The organism is Mesorhizobium sp. WSM1293 (assembly GCF_000513875.1).
In the GTDB taxonomy this organism is placed as follows: Bacteria; Pseudomonadota; Alphaproteobacteria; order Rhizobiales; family Rhizobiaceae; genus Mesorhizobium; species Mesorhizobium ciceri.
The window spans coordinates 1-14,407 of the sequence record NZ_AZUV01000024.1 but is presented as its reverse complement, the minus strand read 5'-3'; the positions used below and the strand labels follow the sequence as shown (position 1 = coordinate 14,407).

At 61.4% G+C, this 14,407-nt stretch carries 16 protein-coding genes and 1 pseudogene; 9 read left to right on the top strand and 8 right to left on the bottom strand.

Features of this window, described 5'->3' with window-relative positions; all coding sequences use genetic code 11:
- Positions 1 to 38 precede the first annotated feature (38 nt).
- The 3 genes from M729_RS01000000135710 to M729_RS0124630 are packed head-to-tail and all read right to left on the bottom strand — an operon-like array spanning position 39 to position 1,394.
- Positions 39 to 344, bottom strand: a complete 306-nt coding sequence (locus M729_RS01000000135710) for a putative quinol monooxygenase (protein WP_050596334.1) — start codon at positions 342 to 344, stop codon at positions 39 to 41.
- Positions 341 to 1,051 (bottom strand): transcriptional regulator NanR, encoded by a 711-nt coding sequence (gene nanR, locus M729_RS0124635; RefSeq protein ID WP_027163180.1) that lies wholly within the window; start codon positions 1,049 to 1,051, stop codon positions 341 to 343. Before nanR ends, M729_RS01000000135710 begins: the two co-directional genes overlap by 4 nt.
- A gap of 52 nt (positions 1,052 to 1,103) precedes the next feature.
- On the bottom strand, positions 1,104 to 1,394 hold the full coding sequence (locus tag M729_RS0124630) for a hypothetical protein (protein ID WP_027163179.1): 291 nt from the start codon (positions 1,392 to 1,394) through the stop codon (positions 1,104 to 1,106).
- Positions 1,395 to 1,746: 352 nt separating this feature from the next.
- Here M729_RS0124630 and M729_RS1000000137620 point away from each other — a divergent pair, with 352 nt between their 5' ends.
- From M729_RS1000000137620 to M729_RS0124605, 6 genes are all read left to right on the top strand, one after another.
- On the top strand, positions 1,747 to 2,109 hold the full coding sequence (locus M729_RS1000000137620; RefSeq protein WP_346016459.1) for a type IV secretory system conjugative DNA transfer family protein: 363 nt from the start codon (positions 1,747 to 1,749) through the stop codon (positions 2,107 to 2,109).
- Positions 2,110 to 3,046: 937 nt separating this feature from the next.
- Positions 3,047 to 4,249, top strand: a complete 1,203-nt coding sequence (gene repA, locus M729_RS0124625) for a plasmid partitioning protein RepA (RefSeq protein WP_013525328.1) — start codon at positions 3,047 to 3,049, stop codon at positions 4,247 to 4,249.
- 77 nt (positions 4,250 to 4,326) lie between these two features.
- On the top strand, positions 4,327 to 5,292 hold the full coding sequence (gene repB, locus M729_RS0124620) for a plasmid partitioning protein RepB (RefSeq protein ID WP_013525329.1): 966 nt from the start codon (positions 4,327 to 4,329) through the stop codon (positions 5,290 to 5,292).
- 153 nt (positions 5,293 to 5,445) lie between these two features.
- Positions 5,446 to 6,651 carry a plasmid replication protein RepC gene (gene repC, locus M729_RS0124615; protein WP_013525330.1) on the top strand — a complete coding sequence of 402 codons (1,206 nt, stop codon included), beginning with the start codon at positions 5,446 to 5,448 and terminating at the stop codon, positions 6,649 to 6,651.
- 186 nt (positions 6,652 to 6,837) lie between these two features.
- Positions 6,838 to 7,227 carry an MbcA/ParS/Xre antitoxin family protein gene (locus M729_RS0124610; protein ID WP_013525331.1) on the top strand — a complete coding sequence of 130 codons (390 nt, stop codon included), beginning with the start codon at positions 6,838 to 6,840 and terminating at the stop codon, positions 7,225 to 7,227.
- Positions 7,224 to 7,742, top strand: a complete 519-nt coding sequence (locus tag M729_RS0124605; protein ID WP_027163178.1) for an RES family NAD+ phosphorylase — start codon at positions 7,224 to 7,226, stop codon at positions 7,740 to 7,742. Before M729_RS0124610 ends, M729_RS0124605 begins: the two co-directional genes overlap by 4 nt.
- Positions 7,743 to 7,786: 44 nt before the next feature.
- Here the strand turns inward: M729_RS0124605 and M729_RS0124600 are convergent, their stop codons facing one another.
- On the bottom strand, positions 7,787 to 9,016 hold the full coding sequence (locus M729_RS0124600) for a site-specific integrase (protein ID WP_027163177.1): 1,230 nt from the start codon (positions 9,014 to 9,016) through the stop codon (positions 7,787 to 7,789).
- Positions 9,017 to 9,140: 124 nt separating this feature from the next.
- On the opposite strand from M729_RS0124600, the gene M729_RS0124595 reads away from it, so the two are divergent.
- Positions 9,141 to 10,094, top strand: a complete 954-nt coding sequence (locus M729_RS0124595) for a DUF1403 family protein (RefSeq protein WP_027163176.1) — start codon at positions 9,141 to 9,143, stop codon at positions 10,092 to 10,094.
- A 2-nt stretch (positions 10,095 to 10,096) separates the two neighbouring features.
- Positions 10,097 to 10,819, top strand: a complete 723-nt coding sequence (locus tag M729_RS0124590; protein WP_013525335.1) for an SMC-Scp complex subunit ScpB — start codon at positions 10,097 to 10,099, stop codon at positions 10,817 to 10,819.
- Positions 10,820 to 10,857: 38 nt separating this feature from the next.
- Here M729_RS0124590 and M729_RS0124585 read toward each other — a convergent pair whose 3' ends face one another.
- The 4 genes from M729_RS0124585 to M729_RS1000000139745 all read right to left on the bottom strand — a co-directional run bounded on the left by M729_RS0124585 (position 10,858) and on the right by M729_RS1000000139745 (position 12,912).
- Complete coding sequence (locus tag M729_RS0124585) at positions 10,858 to 11,382, bottom strand: RES domain-containing protein (protein ID WP_027163175.1); 525 nt, start codon at positions 11,380 to 11,382, stop codon at positions 10,858 to 10,860.
- Positions 11,379 to 11,765 carry a hypothetical protein gene (locus M729_RS0124580; RefSeq protein WP_013525337.1) on the bottom strand — a complete coding sequence of 129 codons (387 nt, stop codon included), beginning with the start codon at positions 11,763 to 11,765 and terminating at the stop codon, positions 11,379 to 11,381. Before M729_RS0124580 ends, M729_RS0124585 begins: the two co-directional genes overlap by 4 nt.
- 396 nt (positions 11,766 to 12,161) lie before the next feature.
- Positions 12,162 to 12,659 carry an N-6 DNA methylase gene (locus tag M729_RS1000000138945; protein WP_027163174.1) on the bottom strand — a complete coding sequence of 166 codons (498 nt, stop codon included), beginning with the start codon at positions 12,657 to 12,659 and terminating at the stop codon, positions 12,162 to 12,164.
- 4 nt (positions 12,660 to 12,663) lie between these two features.
- The gene (locus M729_RS1000000139745) at positions 12,664 to 12,912 is read right to left on the bottom strand and encodes an N-6 DNA methylase (RefSeq protein WP_198032133.1); all 249 of its coding nucleotides are present in this window, start codon (positions 12,910 to 12,912) and stop codon (positions 12,664 to 12,666) included.
- Positions 12,913 to 13,368: 456 nt separating this feature from the next.
- On the opposite strand from M729_RS1000000139745, the pseudogene M729_RS1000000139360 reads away from it, so the two are divergent.
- Positions 13,369 to 14,407 (top strand): annotated as a pseudogene (locus tag M729_RS1000000139360) (autotransporter outer membrane beta-barrel domain-containing protein); the annotation flags it as partial.

Sequence of the window (14,407 nt, the reverse complement as noted above, 5' to 3'; positions counted from 1 at the left end):
CGTTCGCCCACAAGGGGCGCATTGCGCCTACGCGTTCTTCAAGACGAAGCTTCGACAACAAGGTCGCAGATCGTCACCAGCTTGGTGTCGACGAGCGGCGCGCTCTGCGAATTGAATTCCTCGAAATGGGCTGTCCGGCAGTGGAGCATGAATGCCGCCTCGCTGTCGTAAATCTCGTAGAGCAGGACCCGGTCGGGCTCGCCGCGCGCCTGCGTCACATCAAAGCGGCGGCAGCCGGCTTCGCTGCGAACCGACGCGGTCGCGTTGGCGTCCACGAGCTCTCGGAATCTGCCCCGGGCACCCGGCTTGAGGCGGAAATCGACCCAGACTACGAAGCCGCTCATCCCTTGCCACCCGCAATTTCAAGATAGCGTCTGGAGACATATTCCAGATGCCTGCGCATAGCCGCTTCGGAGGCGTCTGGATCGCGCGCGGCGACGGCATCAAAGATTTCGCGATGAGCCTCGTAGGCCTTTCGGTCTTCACCTTTGGCCAAAGTTGTGCGCCGCTGTTCCAGCAGCCATTCGGCCAACGCCGCGTGAATGGCTGTGAAGATACGATTGCGGGTGATCACCGCCAGCACGTAGTGGAAGTCCACATCGGTGCGCTCGAAGCGCGTCAGGTCCCCGATCGACTGCCGGTTGATTTCGAGCGCCTCCTTGAGGCCCTCAATATCCTCTGACGTGGCATTGATGGCGGCGTTGCGGGCAAGCCCGACTTCGAAAAACAAACGCGCGCTCTGGAAGTCATGAACCCCGCCAGGAGCCGAAATCATGTGGCGCGCCGGCCCCGAGAGGGCGTCGATCACGAATTGGGGGGTTGGCCGAGTGACGCGGGCGCGCTCACCGGATTTCACCTCGACAAGCCCCATCTTGCTCAGATGCAGCAGGGCCTCGCGGATTGAAGGGCGCCCGACCCCGAACTGCCGCATGAGTTCCCGCTCGGATGGGAGCCGGTCGGCTTCGGCCAGCTCTCCCTTGCGGATCATCCGCTCGAGGTGCGCTGCAACCTCCTCCGAAAGCTTCCGCGGTTTGATCAGAACGCCGATCATGTGGCATACCTGTTATACCAGTCAGGTACGCTAGGCTCCCAGAGCGCCTCTGTCAACGATCAATTGGGCTGGATAGAGACTGAACAGAGATGCCCAGGCTCGCGCGGCCCGCCTCTTGGATGGCAAGGACGACGATGGGCTGCTCGTAGCAGATCAGCGGCGCAACCTTCACGCCCTCGACCTCGACCACAGGAGTGGCACAGACATGTGCCCTCGCCCCGCTGCGCTGCCCGACCCAGGCAAGCCAGGGCTGCCAAAGGGCGAGCGGATTTCCGCTCCAGCCGATCGCGCCAGCGGCCACACCGCCGGTGATGAAACCAAGCGAATGCAGCGCTTCAGGCATGAAAGTGAGCAAGGCCGAGAATGCCGTCGACCTGAACCCGTCCAGCGTGAGTCATATGAACCTGGGAATCTGGAGTGAAGGAAGCCATCGCCCGGAGGAACCACACCGCCGACAAGGCTGTGATGATCCTACCCTCCGTAGATTGTGCGAAGTTCGGAATTCCCAAAGCGGACCGGTTCCGCGGGCGCACAGACCTCGCGGGAGATAGCCGCGCACAACCGCAAGGTCAGAGGCCTGCGACCGGGGCGGACAGATATGGCGATGTCACCGACTCTGGGCTCGTGCTGAATTGCTTCGATTCGCCGAAGGCCAAGCGGATAGCTCGGTGTCATGTTCAGCCGACACCCACTCCATGCGACGTGGTCGAACCACTGCTGCGCGGCGTGACGCAATGGGTTCCGGAACCAAAACTGCGACCCGATTGCAGGATTGCGACTCGTCGCAAAGCGCATTTGTCCGCGAAAACGTCGCCCGCTTCATCAACATGACACCGGAGACATTCTCGGGCATCTATGGGGCCGCATCCAGGGAAACGCACTGGCTGTCCTACGAGAGCTACGCCGCGCTCGTCTCGGGCAGAAGTTTGCGACCGACGAGGTTGCAGCGGGCAAAATCGACATCTTCATCAACGTCGACTCAACACACTCGAGAACCATCCGGACCTCGCCCGGGTCATCATTGGCTCACTGATGAATGCCATCTACAATCGCAATGAAGCAGGCCAGTTCGGATCTTGTCGATGAGCTGATTTCCATGAAATTCGTTCAGGAGATGAAATCCACCCAACAGCGCGTTGGCAAGCCTCCGACCCCGCTTGAAGATGGGCCCCCCTCCCCTTCCCGAGATCAGCTGTTCAACGGTGTCCGCGGCAGCCTACGGCGACAGCGACCTCAAGGGCCAAGAGTGACACCATAGAGCCGGGAATGATGGTCTTGGCATCGTTGTTCCCGAGCCGACAAATTCGGTTTCTACCTCAGGCCGGATTTCATCACCAAGCGTCTGCTATCAACGCTCGGGTGGCACCCTCGTCGGTTGCGAACGCTCCCTTGGCGAGCAGATAAAGGAAGTTTCGGGCGCTCGCCCGCACCGCTCAAAACGATGGTGCGCGAACTGCGGTCTCCAGCGATCGGCTTTCAGTCGGGTAACGGTTGACCTCCGCATGCAAACGCACCTGCAGGAGGCACGCTGACCTACCCTATGTCAGCGAATATCGTTTGAGGCCGCTAGAGACGAATTGGGGTCGGTCCGAGCTTTGGACGTTTGCGTCTCGTCATGATGGAGGAGGTCGGCCATTGCTTTTGATGCCTTCGACCAAGCCTCAGCCGGCAAAGCGAGCCCGCCTACCGCCTTGAGCGGGTGGAAGCGCCCTCCCCTCCCCTAAGCCGCTCCGCTGATGGGGCGGTTTTTACTGCCGTAAAGACTGCTCTTTGTGTCAGAAAAACCAGGCGTTTAGCCAGATGAGCGGGAGAGTTCCAGTCGAACGACAACCCGCCATTATCCGACGACAGCAGGAATCGGCCGCAAGGAAGCCCGCTAGTGCTGTTCACCTTCTGTTAACCTAAAACTTCTTGCCGGGCTTTCCGAATCGGAGCTTAATGGCGCTTGTTGAATAATTTCATCGCAAAAAGCGCCAATTCAGGTTTTCGACGAGAATGAATATCGCCATGCGGCTACCGAGCTTCGAGTTCGATGAGAAAATCCTCGAGCAGGGTGCTGAGATATCACGGCGCCTTAACCAGCTTCGGATGGAGAAATTTCCCCCCGATGCGGCGAAGACGCTGCGTTCGTTTTCGATGGCAGAAGTCGCTCACTATCTTGGTGTCTCGCAGAACAATCTGAAGCGCCTTCATCTGGAGGGCAAGGGCCCCCTGCCCGAGCAGATCCCATCGGGACGCCGGTCCTACACTGCCCAGCAGATGCTTGAGCTGCGCCATTTCCTGGACCAGCATGGCAGGACCGAAGTCAAGAAGTATGTCCCGCACCGCAAGTCCGGCGACAAGCTCCAGGTCGTTGCTGTCGTCAACTTCAAGGGGGGCAGTGGCAAGACAACGACTGCCGCCCACCTCGCCCAGCATCTGGCCTTGACCGGCCACCGTGTTCTTGCAATCGATCTCGATCCTCAAGCCTCACTGTCGGCCCTGCATGGCTTTCAGCCGGAACTTGATAACAACCTCTCGCTCTATGAGGCGATTCGTTACGATGACGAACGCCGCTCGATTGCGGACGTAATCCTTCCGACGAATTTTCCAGGTCTCGATATCATCCCCGCCAATCTCGAATTGCAGGAATACGAATACGACACGCCCCTCGCCATGCAGGATAAGACGTCAAATGCCGGGCGCCAGTTCTTCACGCGCATGGCGAAGGCGTTAACGGAGGTCGACGATCGCTATGACGTTGTCGTGGTTGATTGCCCGCCCCAGCTTGGCTACCTGACGTTGACGGCCATGTCGGCGGCGACGTCGGTTCTCATTACAGTTCATCCGCAGATGCTCGACCTGATGTCTATGAGCCAGTTCCTGCTCATGCTCGGCGGCATATTGAAAACCATCAAGGCCGCCGGTGCGGCAATCGAGCTCGATTGGTTTAGATATCTGATCACACGCTACGAGCCGACGGATATCCCGCAGGCGCAGATGGTAGGCTTCATGCAGTCCATGCTTGCCGGCCAGATCCTGGAGAACCCGATGTTGAAGTCGACGGCGATTTCGGACGCGGGTCTCACCAAGCAGACGCTCTACGAGGTGGAGAAGTCGGCCTTTACCCGTTCCACCTACGACCGTGCACTGGAATCCCTCGATGCGGTCAATGCTGAAATCGCGACGCTGATCCATCGTGCGTGGGGACGGTCATGACGGCGAAGTTTACGGCAGTAAAAACTGGAAATTTTGTCTTTGAAATCAAATCGCTAACCGCGATTGGAGGCGGTTAAATGGCACGCAGGGACATTTTCGGCAGTGTGTTGGGCCCTGCGACGGCAGTGGCTGATGCGAAGGACGTATCCGGGTATGCCGTTCGCGGGGCGTCGCGCTCCATCATGCAATCCTTCGAGGAGCTCTCCAAGAGCTCGGTCGTGGATCTCGATCCGGCATTTGTGGATACCTCCTTCGTTTCGGATCGCCTGGACGAAGACGATGAGGCATATCAGGAGTTGCTTGCGGCCATTCGGGAAAGAGGACAAGATTCTCCGATCCTGGTCAGGCCTCATCCTGAGCTCTCCGGTCGCTTTCAGACCGTCTTCGGGCATCGGCGCGTCAAGGTTGCCCGCCAGCTGGGACGGCCAGTACGCGCGGTCGTCAAGAAGATGGGCGATGAGGATCATGTTATTGCCCAGGGCCAAGAGAACGCCGCAAGGGCCAATTTGTCCTTCATCGAAAGGACCCTGTTTGCCGATCGCATTCTCAAGCGCGGCCACACGCCCGACACGGTGAAGTCGGCTTTGGCGCTCGATGACACGACCTTCTCGAAGATGCGTTCTGTTACCAGCAACATTCCAGAGCCAGTCATTGTGGCCATTGGCGCCGCCAAGACTGTTGGTCGGGACAGATGGTGGCAGCTCGCCAAGCTCATGGAGCATCCGGATAGCGCGGGCAGGGCGGCCGACTATGTGGCAAGTCCAGAGTTCGCCACGTCAGGCAGTGACGCACGATTTGCGCGTCTGTTCGACTTCATGAGCGCGCCGGCAAAACGCGCGCCAGCAGCATCGAAGACACAGGAAAAGGCTTGGGCACCGCACGACAGATCCGTGCGAGCCAAGATCACCGACACAGGAAAAGTGTTTACGCTTGCCCTGAAGGCCAAGGAAGCCTCGCCGTTCGGAGCGTTCATAACCGATCGGCTGGACGAGCTTTTCGAGGCTTTTCGGCAATCGGAAACAGCCAAGAAAACAGGAGACTGAAACCGCAAAAGAAAAAGGCCCCCGAACGTCGCCGTCGCGGAAGCCCTTCTCGTCTGTAGCAAGCTGAGAATCGCACTTCCCCGAATCACTGTCAAGAGTCGTGGCGCCATTTCGGCGAGCAGATTTCTTTTGCCTGATTGAAAGGTGAGGCAAATGGAGAGTGGGTTTGCGACGACGCCCTTCGGGCGGCGGCCGATGACGCTTGCGTTGGTGAAAGCCAACACGGCGTCAAGGCAGATACCTCAGGGGTCTGTCGTCGAGAAATGGCAGGTTTATCGGTGGCTGTGCGAGGGCAAGTCGATTGTCGGCGTCGGCGATCGCGCCCTGGCGGTGCTCAGCGGGCTTTTGACGTTTTATCCAGACGACCAGATCAGCGAGGAAAACGGGTTGATGGTCTTTCCGTCCAACGCTCAGCTATCGCTGCGGGCGCACGGCATGGCCGATTCCACGCTGCGCAGGAACCTGGCGGAACTGGTAAGTTGCGGCCTCATCATCCGCAGGGACAGCGCCAACGGCAAAAGATTTGCCCGCAAAGGGCCGGGCGGGGCTGTGGTGGAGGCCTTCGGCTTCTCCCTGGCCCCGTTGATCACCAGGGCAGCGGAGTTTCAGCAGGCGGCCGACCAGGTTCGAGCCGACGGTCGGGCGCTCAGACTGATGCGGGAGCGCATCACGCTGCACCGCCGCGACATCCATAAGCTGATCGAGGCCGCTGTCGAGGAGGATGTGCCCGGGGACTGGGGAACGCTGTGGAAGCGGTTCCGGGCCATTGTGGACGCAATTCCACGCCGGGCAGGCCTGTCGGAGCTGGAAGGGGTCGTCGCCGAGCTGGTAGAGCTGCACGAAGCGGTCAACAAGATGCTGGAAAGCTTCACAAATGCCAAGAATCCTAGCGGCAATGAGTCCCATAATGAGCGGCAGCAATCTGATTCAAACACAGACTCCGCTTTTGTATTTGAACCGGCTTTCGAAAAAAGCAGGGCGGAGGCCGAGCCAACATCCCACCCCCCCGAGAAGCCGAAAGGCTACCCGATTGGACTGGTGCTGCGGGCCTGTCCCGATATTGCCGACTATGCCGTCAACGGGATCGGAAGCTGGCGCGACTTGATGATGACCGCCGCCCAGGTGCGAGGATACCTTGGCGTGTCGCCTTCAGCCTATGAGGAGGCTTGCCATGTGATGGGCCAGGAAGTTGCCGCGATCGTGATCGCCTGCATTCTGCAAAGAGCGCAGCATATCAACTCGGCTGGCGGTTATCTGCGCGTGCTGACCGAAAAGGCAAAAGCGGGTGAGTTTTCTGTTGGACCTATGCTCATGGCGGCGCTGAAAGCCAATGGCGCGTCAGCACGGATGACCGGATGAGCGGCAAGATATCGCGGGGCAGCGGCGTAAGGATGTGACCGGTGCTGTTGAGGTGGCCTGGCACATTCCCACCTGTCGGCGGGGTTTGCGGCGCGGCCACTGAACGGGTTCGTTCTTGAAAACAGTCTACAAGTGCCATATCTTCTGCACACGAAATATGACTCCCGATATGGTAGGATGAACACCATGGGCCAGGCACTCAAGATAGCCGAGCAGAATGGACCTCTCATCTTGTCCTACATGGACCGGAATGGGAAGATTGCGATTGGGCAGGTCGCGGACGGTTTTGGCATGTCCAAAGGCCAGTTGGCCCAGACTGCAGGTCTTGCACGCGAGACGCTTTATCGGTCAGAGCGTAGCGCCACGGTAAAGACCCAGGGGCGTCTGCGAGAAATGCTCGAGATCATCAGCCGAGTGACGGAATGGGCGGGTGGCAAGGAGCAGGCGATGGCCTGGTATCGGGCTCAGCCGCTTCCGGCATTTGGGGGACGCACCGCTGAGGCGCTGGTGAAGGACGGCAAGGCAGCAGCGGTCCGTGATTATCTCGATCACATGGCCGTTGGCGGGTTTGCGTGAGGTTCGTCGGAACCTGCTACCGCGCACATGATCCACGTTGGGCATTCAAGCCGACTTCCGGCGAAGGAGCGGCGATCCGAGGGGCTCGATTCAATCCCAAAGGCGTGCCGGCGCTCTATCTGGCGCTGACCATCATGACAGCGATCAAGGAAGCCAACCAGGGCTTCGCACAGCGGATCGATCCCTGCGTGCTTTGCTCCTATGAGATCGATTGTGACGACATCGCGGATCTGACAACGGAAGAGCGGAGAGGAGAGTTTTCTGTGACGCTCGAAGAGATGGCCTGTGCCTGGGCGACGGCTCTCAGCAACGGAGAACGTCCAGCGTCCTGGTCCATCTATGAGCGGTTGCAACCCCGAAATGTTGCCGGCATCGTGGTTCCGAGCTTCGCGCCGGGGGCCGAGATGGAGGATCGCAATCTGGTCCTTTGGAACTGGGGCCCCGATCTCCCGCACAAGGTGGCCGTATTCGACCCCAGTGGTCGGCTGCCGAGGGATCAGCTATCCTGGCAATAACGCACTTCTCGGCATCCGAAGGGCAGGGGAGAGGCGTGCCCGGCCTATAGTCCGCTCGCCTTGGTGAGATTGATACGGAAGCGATCGCGTCTGCGCTGATAGCGGCGAGTCATTTCCGCAGAGGCGTGACCAAGGTGCTTTTGCACGTAGCGCTCATCGACCTCTGCCGACGAGGCGAGGCCGGCGCGTAGCGAATGTCCGGCAAAGAGCTTTGCTCGTTCGCCTTCCGACAGATCGCCTCGCACGCCGGCCGCCAGCGCAGTGCGCTTGACCAGGCGCGCGACCTCCTGGTCGTGAAGCCGATCGGCGCCGACCGCCTTGCCCTGGCCGGTGACGCGCCTGAAGAGGGGACCGTGCGCGATACGGGCGAGCTTGAGCCAGGTCTGCACCGCGACAACCGGGCAGGTGGCATCGGACGAGCCGCGCCCGACTTCGACCTCCCGCCAGCCGGTCTTGCCGCGAAGAGAAACGAGCATGCCCTTGTCGAGGATCTCTATCCAGCCGCGGCCGTCCTCGGTCTGGTCGCGGCCGACATCCAAAGCCACGATCTCGGAGCGCCGCAGGCCGCCGGCGAAACCCAAGAGCAGCATGGCGCGGTCGCGCAGGCCGCGTAGCGTGCCGCGGTCGAGCGTCTCCAGCATGGCGATCAGATCTTCCGGCAACACCGCCTCCTTCTGCCGGGGTGGGGAGGCGTGCTTGTTGCGAATGCCGGCCATGACGGTCGCGATATGGCGGTCCTTCCTGTCGAGCGGCTGGCCGCGCTGCGCATAGTTCCACGTCAGTGAGGACAGGCGGCGCTCAATCGTCGCCACCGATTTTTTGTCCCCCGCGGCCGTGCCTGCCGCACCGCCAGATGCCAGCGCGGTAATGTAGAGCCCGACCACTTGGGGATTGGGCGGCAGCGTCGAAAAACCCTGCCGACGGCACCAACTCGCAAATTGCTTCCAGTCCGAAGCGTAGGCGCGACGGGTGTTGGCTGAACTCGCCGCCTCGACATAGTCGCGGGCGCGATCGGCCAGCGCGTCGAGATGCGCCGGCAGGCGGGGATTGGCGACGGCCGGAACAGGGGAGGGGGCTTCGGCCGGCGGTTCCTCCGGGATACAACCCATCTCCATGACGACGTCGACGATGTCGGGCAGGTCGTCGGCGATCGGCGTGTCGTGCCCGGCCGAGGCCACCGGCGCGATTTGGTCGACACCTGACGCCGTTTGCTGTGGTCGAGCGGGACCTTGCCGAGCACGTTTTCCGGGGTTCTGATCGACGAGAGAGGCCATTTCCATACTAGGCGCCAAAATGCACGATAATGCAACATTATCATTCATTATATCTGCACGACAGGCTGTGCGTTTTGGGTCGAAATTGATGGCGCAAAGCGCACGGGCGCTTTACGCTCCAATCATGATTCGCCTCGATCCCGCGACCGCCAGCCTCGCCGCGCCGCCGACCGTACCGGCCTGGGCGCTCGCGTCCGGTCGTGACGCCAGCGAGATCGACGCCGCCTTCCAGGCCGGCGCCGCCCTGGGTGCCCTCGACACGCTTGCCCGCGCGCAAGCCAGTTGGGCCGGGACCTGGCGGCAGCGGCTGGCGCTTCGCTGTGCCGCCGCCAGCATGCGGTTGGCTGGGCGCGCCGAAGACGAGGCCGCCCTGCGCGACGCCTGGCACCTGCGCCCGGCCGGCGCCGATCCCGGCCCCGCCGGCGCCATCCTTGGCGCCTGGCGGCAGTTGGCCGGGCAGCCGCCCGGTGCCAGCGCCGATCGACTCGAAAACATCGTCGGCCAGCTCGGCCTCCATTGGGAAGGCGCCGCGCTTGCCGACCTGGGCACGGAGATCGAACAAGTGGTGAGGGCGCAGCGGCCGGCGCCGTTCGCCGCGGCGGCGATCGCCGCTCACGTCGTCGCCGTACGCCCCGACTGCGAGCTTTTGGCTTGGTGGCTGGCCGACCTGGTGCTGGCGCACGGCCTGCGCTGGCCGCGGCCGGTGCCGCTGCTGATGGCGCAAGCCTTTGGGCCGACTTTTCGCGGCGAGGCCGGCGGCAAGCGCATCCGACCCGCGGACAAGAATTTTGAGCGCGCGGTCTGCGTCGCGCTGGTTCACGCGGCGGCGGACGCGTGCCGGCTGGCGGCCGAGCTGTCGCGTCGCGCGGAGCGGCTCATCGCCGTCGCACCGAAGCTCAGGGCGAAGGGGGCGGGCGATGTGATCCAAAGACTGCTCGACGACGACGCCGTCTCCGGATCGCTGACGACCAAAAGCCTGTCGCGCTTTGCGGCGCGACGCCTGTTCGAGCGGCTGCAACAGCTCGATGCCGTGCGCGAGCTTTCCGGCCGCACTACTTTTCGGCTGTTTGGGCTGTAGCGATGAGCGAAGCGTCCGCCCGCCGCAAGCCGAACGAACAGCCTGTGCTGCTCGACACCGAACTCGCCCACCTGCCGCCGGAGCTGCGCTGGCGCGAATGGATGGGCCGCGTCGAAGCGGTCATTTTTGCGGCCAGCGAACCGGTGACACGCGGTGTCCTCGCGCGGGTGGTGGGAAAAAACTGCAATCTCGAGCTGATCATCGACGACATTCGCGCCGAGCTCGCCGGCCGCCCCTACGAGCTGGTCGCGGTCGCCGGCGGCTGGCAGCACCGGACCAGACAGATCTTTGGCGACGCCATCCGCGCCGCATTCGGCACGGCAGCGGGCGAGCGGGCAAAAGAACTGTCGCAGGCGGAGGCGCTGGTTTTGATGTGCATCGCCTATTTCCAGCCGATCACGCGTGGCGAGCTGTCTTCCTTCTTCGGCAAGGAGGTGTCGCGCGACCTGATCGGTGTGCTGCGGGGGCAGGATCTCATCGCCTCGGGGCCGCGCAGTCCGCAGCCGGGCGCGCCCTATACCTATGTGACGACCAAAAATTTTCTGTCGCAATTCGGGCTCGACACGCTGCGCCAGCTGCCGGATTTCGAGGCGCTCGAGGACGCCGGGCTGCTGTCGAAGGAGAAGCTGCTGGCCGGGGATATACCGACCGGTCTTGTCCGGGGGGAGGGCGACTTCGAAGAGGGCGACCCAACGACTGGCGTCGTTGAGGATGAGGCGCTCTGAACTGATCGGAAATCGGGTTGCTTACGACAGCTAGCAACTCAGGGCCATGATGACTGATCGGTCGGTAGCCGGTGATCGGGATCGTGAACCGCGACCTTATCACCGTCGACAAGATTGGCCGGAAAGATCACCAGATTGGTGCCGCCGGCGTGACGCAGCGACGGAAACAGAATACCGCGAAGCCCGGTCGTAACGACCAGGTCCGCAAGCTTCCAGGATGACGGTATCTTGCTGTCGATGCGAGCGATCTGGCGCCAGGCACAATCCCATTCCTTCCAGGCACTATCCCAAACATTCGGGTCGAACCCCTGAGAAAGATCGGCGATCTCGGAAAGCGTGATCTTGTAGGCGGCAAGGGTGGCGGGCGGGGTGATGCTGGCACCCTGCTTGTATTCCTCCAACGCTGTCTGAGGCGCGCGGGACAGGTAAACGGCTTCGACGCCGGGCCGATTGAAGCGCCCGCCATCGATCGCCGCGCCCCCACCACTGGTGGGCAGGAAGGCCCATTTGGGTGTCAGATAGCGATGGAAGATCTCGTCCGGCCCGACGCGGGTGACCTTCACCCGCGCGCCCCGTTCTCGAGATCCCGGATGAAGGCCAGCACTGCTTCGACCTGGCCGCCCGCGACGAGTTCGGCCGCCGTGCGATGGCCATAGTCGGCGATCGGCTCATTGCGATACCAGTAGATCGCCTTGTCGACGTCGCCGGTGAGTTCCGTTGCGGCCGAAATCACCTTCACCATCTCGCGCATCCGACCCTGCAGTCGCTCCGACGACGGGTTACGGAGCGTGTTGCGGTGGACGCCGGTCAACTGCGCCAAGTTGGCCACCTTCACGCCCAGCGCCTGCGACAGGCGCTTCGGCGAGATATAAGGCGTGCGCGGCTCCTGCAGGCTGTCGACAAAACCTGAGACCACTTTCGATTGTGCGAGCTGTGCGTGGGTCATGACAAATCTCCGACCTCTCTCTTACGCACAATATATGCACATTCCTAGGCATAGCAAGTGAACAGAGCCCGACGCCATTTCCAGCGCACTGCTTGTGCTTCCCCATCCTCGTAGCGGATGATAGCTAGCTGTGAGCTAGCGGCAGCAATGCGCCTCATTACCGCCGTACAAGCCAACATCGATATAGACCGAAAGCGGACGTGGGAAATCAGCAGCTCTCAAGGCGCACCGGCGCGCTGCTTGATGGTCGATTCGAGCCCGGCGTCATCCTTTTGAAAGCGGCAAGGTTGGAAGCCCAAGCTCGCGCAAGAATGTGTTGTGCTTCGCTGTCGCTGCGCGAAACTGCTTCTGACCAAGTCTTCATTGGCGGCTATTAGATCGATTTCGAGCTCATCCTCAGCCGTTCTGATGTAGCGGGAAATATTGAGGTTGTGACCCTCGTCGGCGATACGATCGATGCTGACGCGCTTGGAATAGGTCCTCCTCCTTACGGAACTTGTAGGTTTCGATGATCTTGCCGATATGGTCCGTTGTCCCGTTCTTGCCATCCCCTAATTTGTTCTGACGCTTGTCCTTCAAAAAGTGCTCGGCTGCGTTGATGAAGAGAACATCGTCGGGCTTCTTACACTTCTTCAGAACAAGGATGCAGACCGGGATACCCGTCGAATAGAACAGGTTGGCGGGCAGTCCGATGACGGCGTCGATGTGACCGTCCTTCAGCAGCTTGGTTCGAATGCGCTCTTCCGCCTCACCTCTGAACAGCACCCCGTGGGGGAGGTTGATGGCCATTACGCCTTCATCCTTCAGGTAGTGGAAACCGTGCAACAGGAAGGCAAAGTCCGCGGCCGACTTGGGCGCCAGCCCATAGTTCTTGAACCGCACATCGTCGCCCATCGCCTCAGTCGGATCCCAGCGCAAACTGAAGGGCGGGTTGGCCACAAATGGCATCGAAGGAAGGCTTCTTTGCAGGATTCAATTCGCGCAGGATGTCCCAGTCATTGGAAAGCGTATCGCCGTGGTAGATCTCGAATTCAGTGTCCTTCACGCCATGCAGCAGCATGTTCATGCGCGCGAGGTTGTAGGTGGTGATGTTCTTTTCCTGCCCGTAGATTCTGCCGATGCCGTGCGGCCCCATGCGCTTGCGCACGTTCAGCAGCAGCGAGCCGGAGCCGCACGCGAAGTCGAGGCGCAGATCACCCGGTCTCTCTGGAGCGAATATTCGCCAAACCGGAAGCCGCCGGCAGAGCCGGCTCGTGGCGTTGTTGAAAGGGGCGTAGGCATTGTGCGGACAGAGCTCTGACGGGTGGCGTCAGCTCTGCCTGCCACTATTTTCACCTTGGTCGATAATTAGCACAACAGAATATGTGGCCAGCCGGCAACAAGCCGGCCAGCAATCTATTGCTTACCCACAAACCGACGAACAGTCGTCATATGACGACTGTTCGGTCCACGGCCTTGGCCGCAGTCTCCGCCGCATTCGAGAATTCGACGGGAACTGAGCGTGATGGCAAGAATGATCGGGCACAGGCAGGCTGTTCTTTCGCCTTCGATTCCGGGAAAGGCTTCCACGAATTCGGCTTTGCGGTGGAAGCTGCGTTCTCAAGTGAGCCGGCTTGCACTGCGATCCGCTGTTGGCGTTGCCGCAGCTGCGGGCGCGACCCTGCTGGCACCGGGACAGGCCTGGTCGGCTTGCTTCGTTGTTGGCGCCACGATCCAATGCGACAATACCACCACCATCGACACGACGTATCCTGATAACCCGCCCAATGACCGAGCTTACTCTGGTGCCATCGCAACACCGATCATCCTCAACATCGATGCAGGAACGACGGTAAGCGGCAATGGCCTCGCAGTTTCCAACACTGGCGCCGGTGGTCTCAACGTCACCAACAATGGCACGATCAGCATTGATGCCGGCAACATGCCAACAGCTGGCGGCACCGCGGCGCTCTCGCTCTCGGCAGCCGGCGGCGTGATCACCTACACGGGTGGGAGCATCATCAACAACGGCACCGGCAATGCCTTCGATGCGGCGCAGACGGGAGGTGCCGGTTCGGTCGACATCAACATCGCCGCAAGTGTCTCTGCGGCAACAGGCGAAGGCATCACCGTCCGCGACGTAGCGACCAGCACCGGCGTTTCGGTCAAGACCAACAATGTCAGCGCGCTGGCGTTTGGCAAGGACGCGATCGATGCGCAGAGCCAGTCGCTGACCGGCAACATCGCGGTGACCGCCAATGGAGACCTTCAGGCGGGTAACGCCGGTTTGGTGGCGGTGATCGTTCCAGGTGCGGCAACCGGCAATATCGAGGTGACCACCAANGGGTCGATTGACGCCCGGTTCGGCATCGACGCCGAGAATCTCGGCACGGGCAGGACGACGGTGGTCGCAGGGGGTCCAATTGCCGCGACCGCCGGCAACGGCATCTTTGCCGCATCGGTCGGCAGCCATGTAATAGTGGCAGCGCGCGATGTCACCGCCACCGGCAACACGGCGATCGTAGCCTGGCACGCCGGAGCTGGCGCGGGCGCGGTTGACATGAGCGCGAACAATGTCTCCGGCACGACGGGCATCGTGGCCACCAACAATGGCACGGGCACGGTTGGCGTCACTGCCACCGGCACGATCACCGGCACCCTCG

Excerpts from the sequence above, each read along its gene's own strand:
- repA (WP_013525328.1), top strand. The coding sequence starts at position 3,047 with ATGAATATCGCCATGCGGCTACCGAGCTTCGAGTTCGATGAGAAAATC.
- M729_RS0124590 (WP_013525335.1), top strand. The coding sequence starts at position 10,097 with ATGAGCGAAGCGTCCGCCCGCCGCAAGCCGAACGAACAGCCTGTGCTG.
- M729_RS1000000137620 (WP_346016459.1), top strand. The coding sequence starts at position 1,747 with ATGCGACGTGGTCGAACCACTGCTGCGCGGCGTGACGCAATGGGTTCC.
- M729_RS1000000138945 (WP_027163174.1), bottom strand. The coding sequence starts at position 12,659 with ATGGGCGACGATGTGCGGTTCAAGAACTATGGGCTGGCGCCCAAGTCG.
- M729_RS01000000135710 (WP_050596334.1), bottom strand. The coding sequence starts at position 344 with ATGAGCGGCTTCGTAGTCTGGGTCGATTTCCGCCTCAAGCCGGGTGCC.
- repB (WP_013525329.1), top strand. The coding sequence starts at position 4,327 with ATGGCACGCAGGGACATTTTCGGCAGTGTGTTGGGCCCTGCGACGGCA.
- repC (WP_013525330.1), top strand. The coding sequence starts at position 5,446 with ATGGAGAGTGGGTTTGCGACGACGCCCTTCGGGCGGCGGCCGATGACG.
- M729_RS0124630 (WP_027163179.1), bottom strand. The coding sequence starts at position 1,394 with ATGCCTGAAGCGCTGCATTCGCTTGGTTTCATCACCGGCGGTGTGGCC.
- M729_RS0124580 (WP_013525337.1), bottom strand. The coding sequence starts at position 11,765 with ATGACCCACGCACAGCTCGCACAATCGAAAGTGGTCTCAGGTTTTGTC.
- M729_RS0124595 (WP_027163176.1), top strand. The coding sequence starts at position 9,141 with ATGATTCGCCTCGATCCCGCGACCGCCAGCCTCGCCGCGCCGCCGACC.
- nanR (WP_027163180.1), bottom strand. The coding sequence starts at position 1,051 with ATGATCGGCGTTCTGATCAAACCGCGGAAGCTTTCGGAGGAGGTTGCA.
- M729_RS0124600 (WP_027163177.1), bottom strand. The coding sequence starts at position 9,016 with ATGGCCTCTCTCGTCGATCAGAACCCCGGAAAACGTGCTCGGCAAGGT.
- M729_RS0124610 (WP_013525331.1), top strand. The coding sequence starts at position 6,838 with ATGGGCCAGGCACTCAAGATAGCCGAGCAGAATGGACCTCTCATCTTG.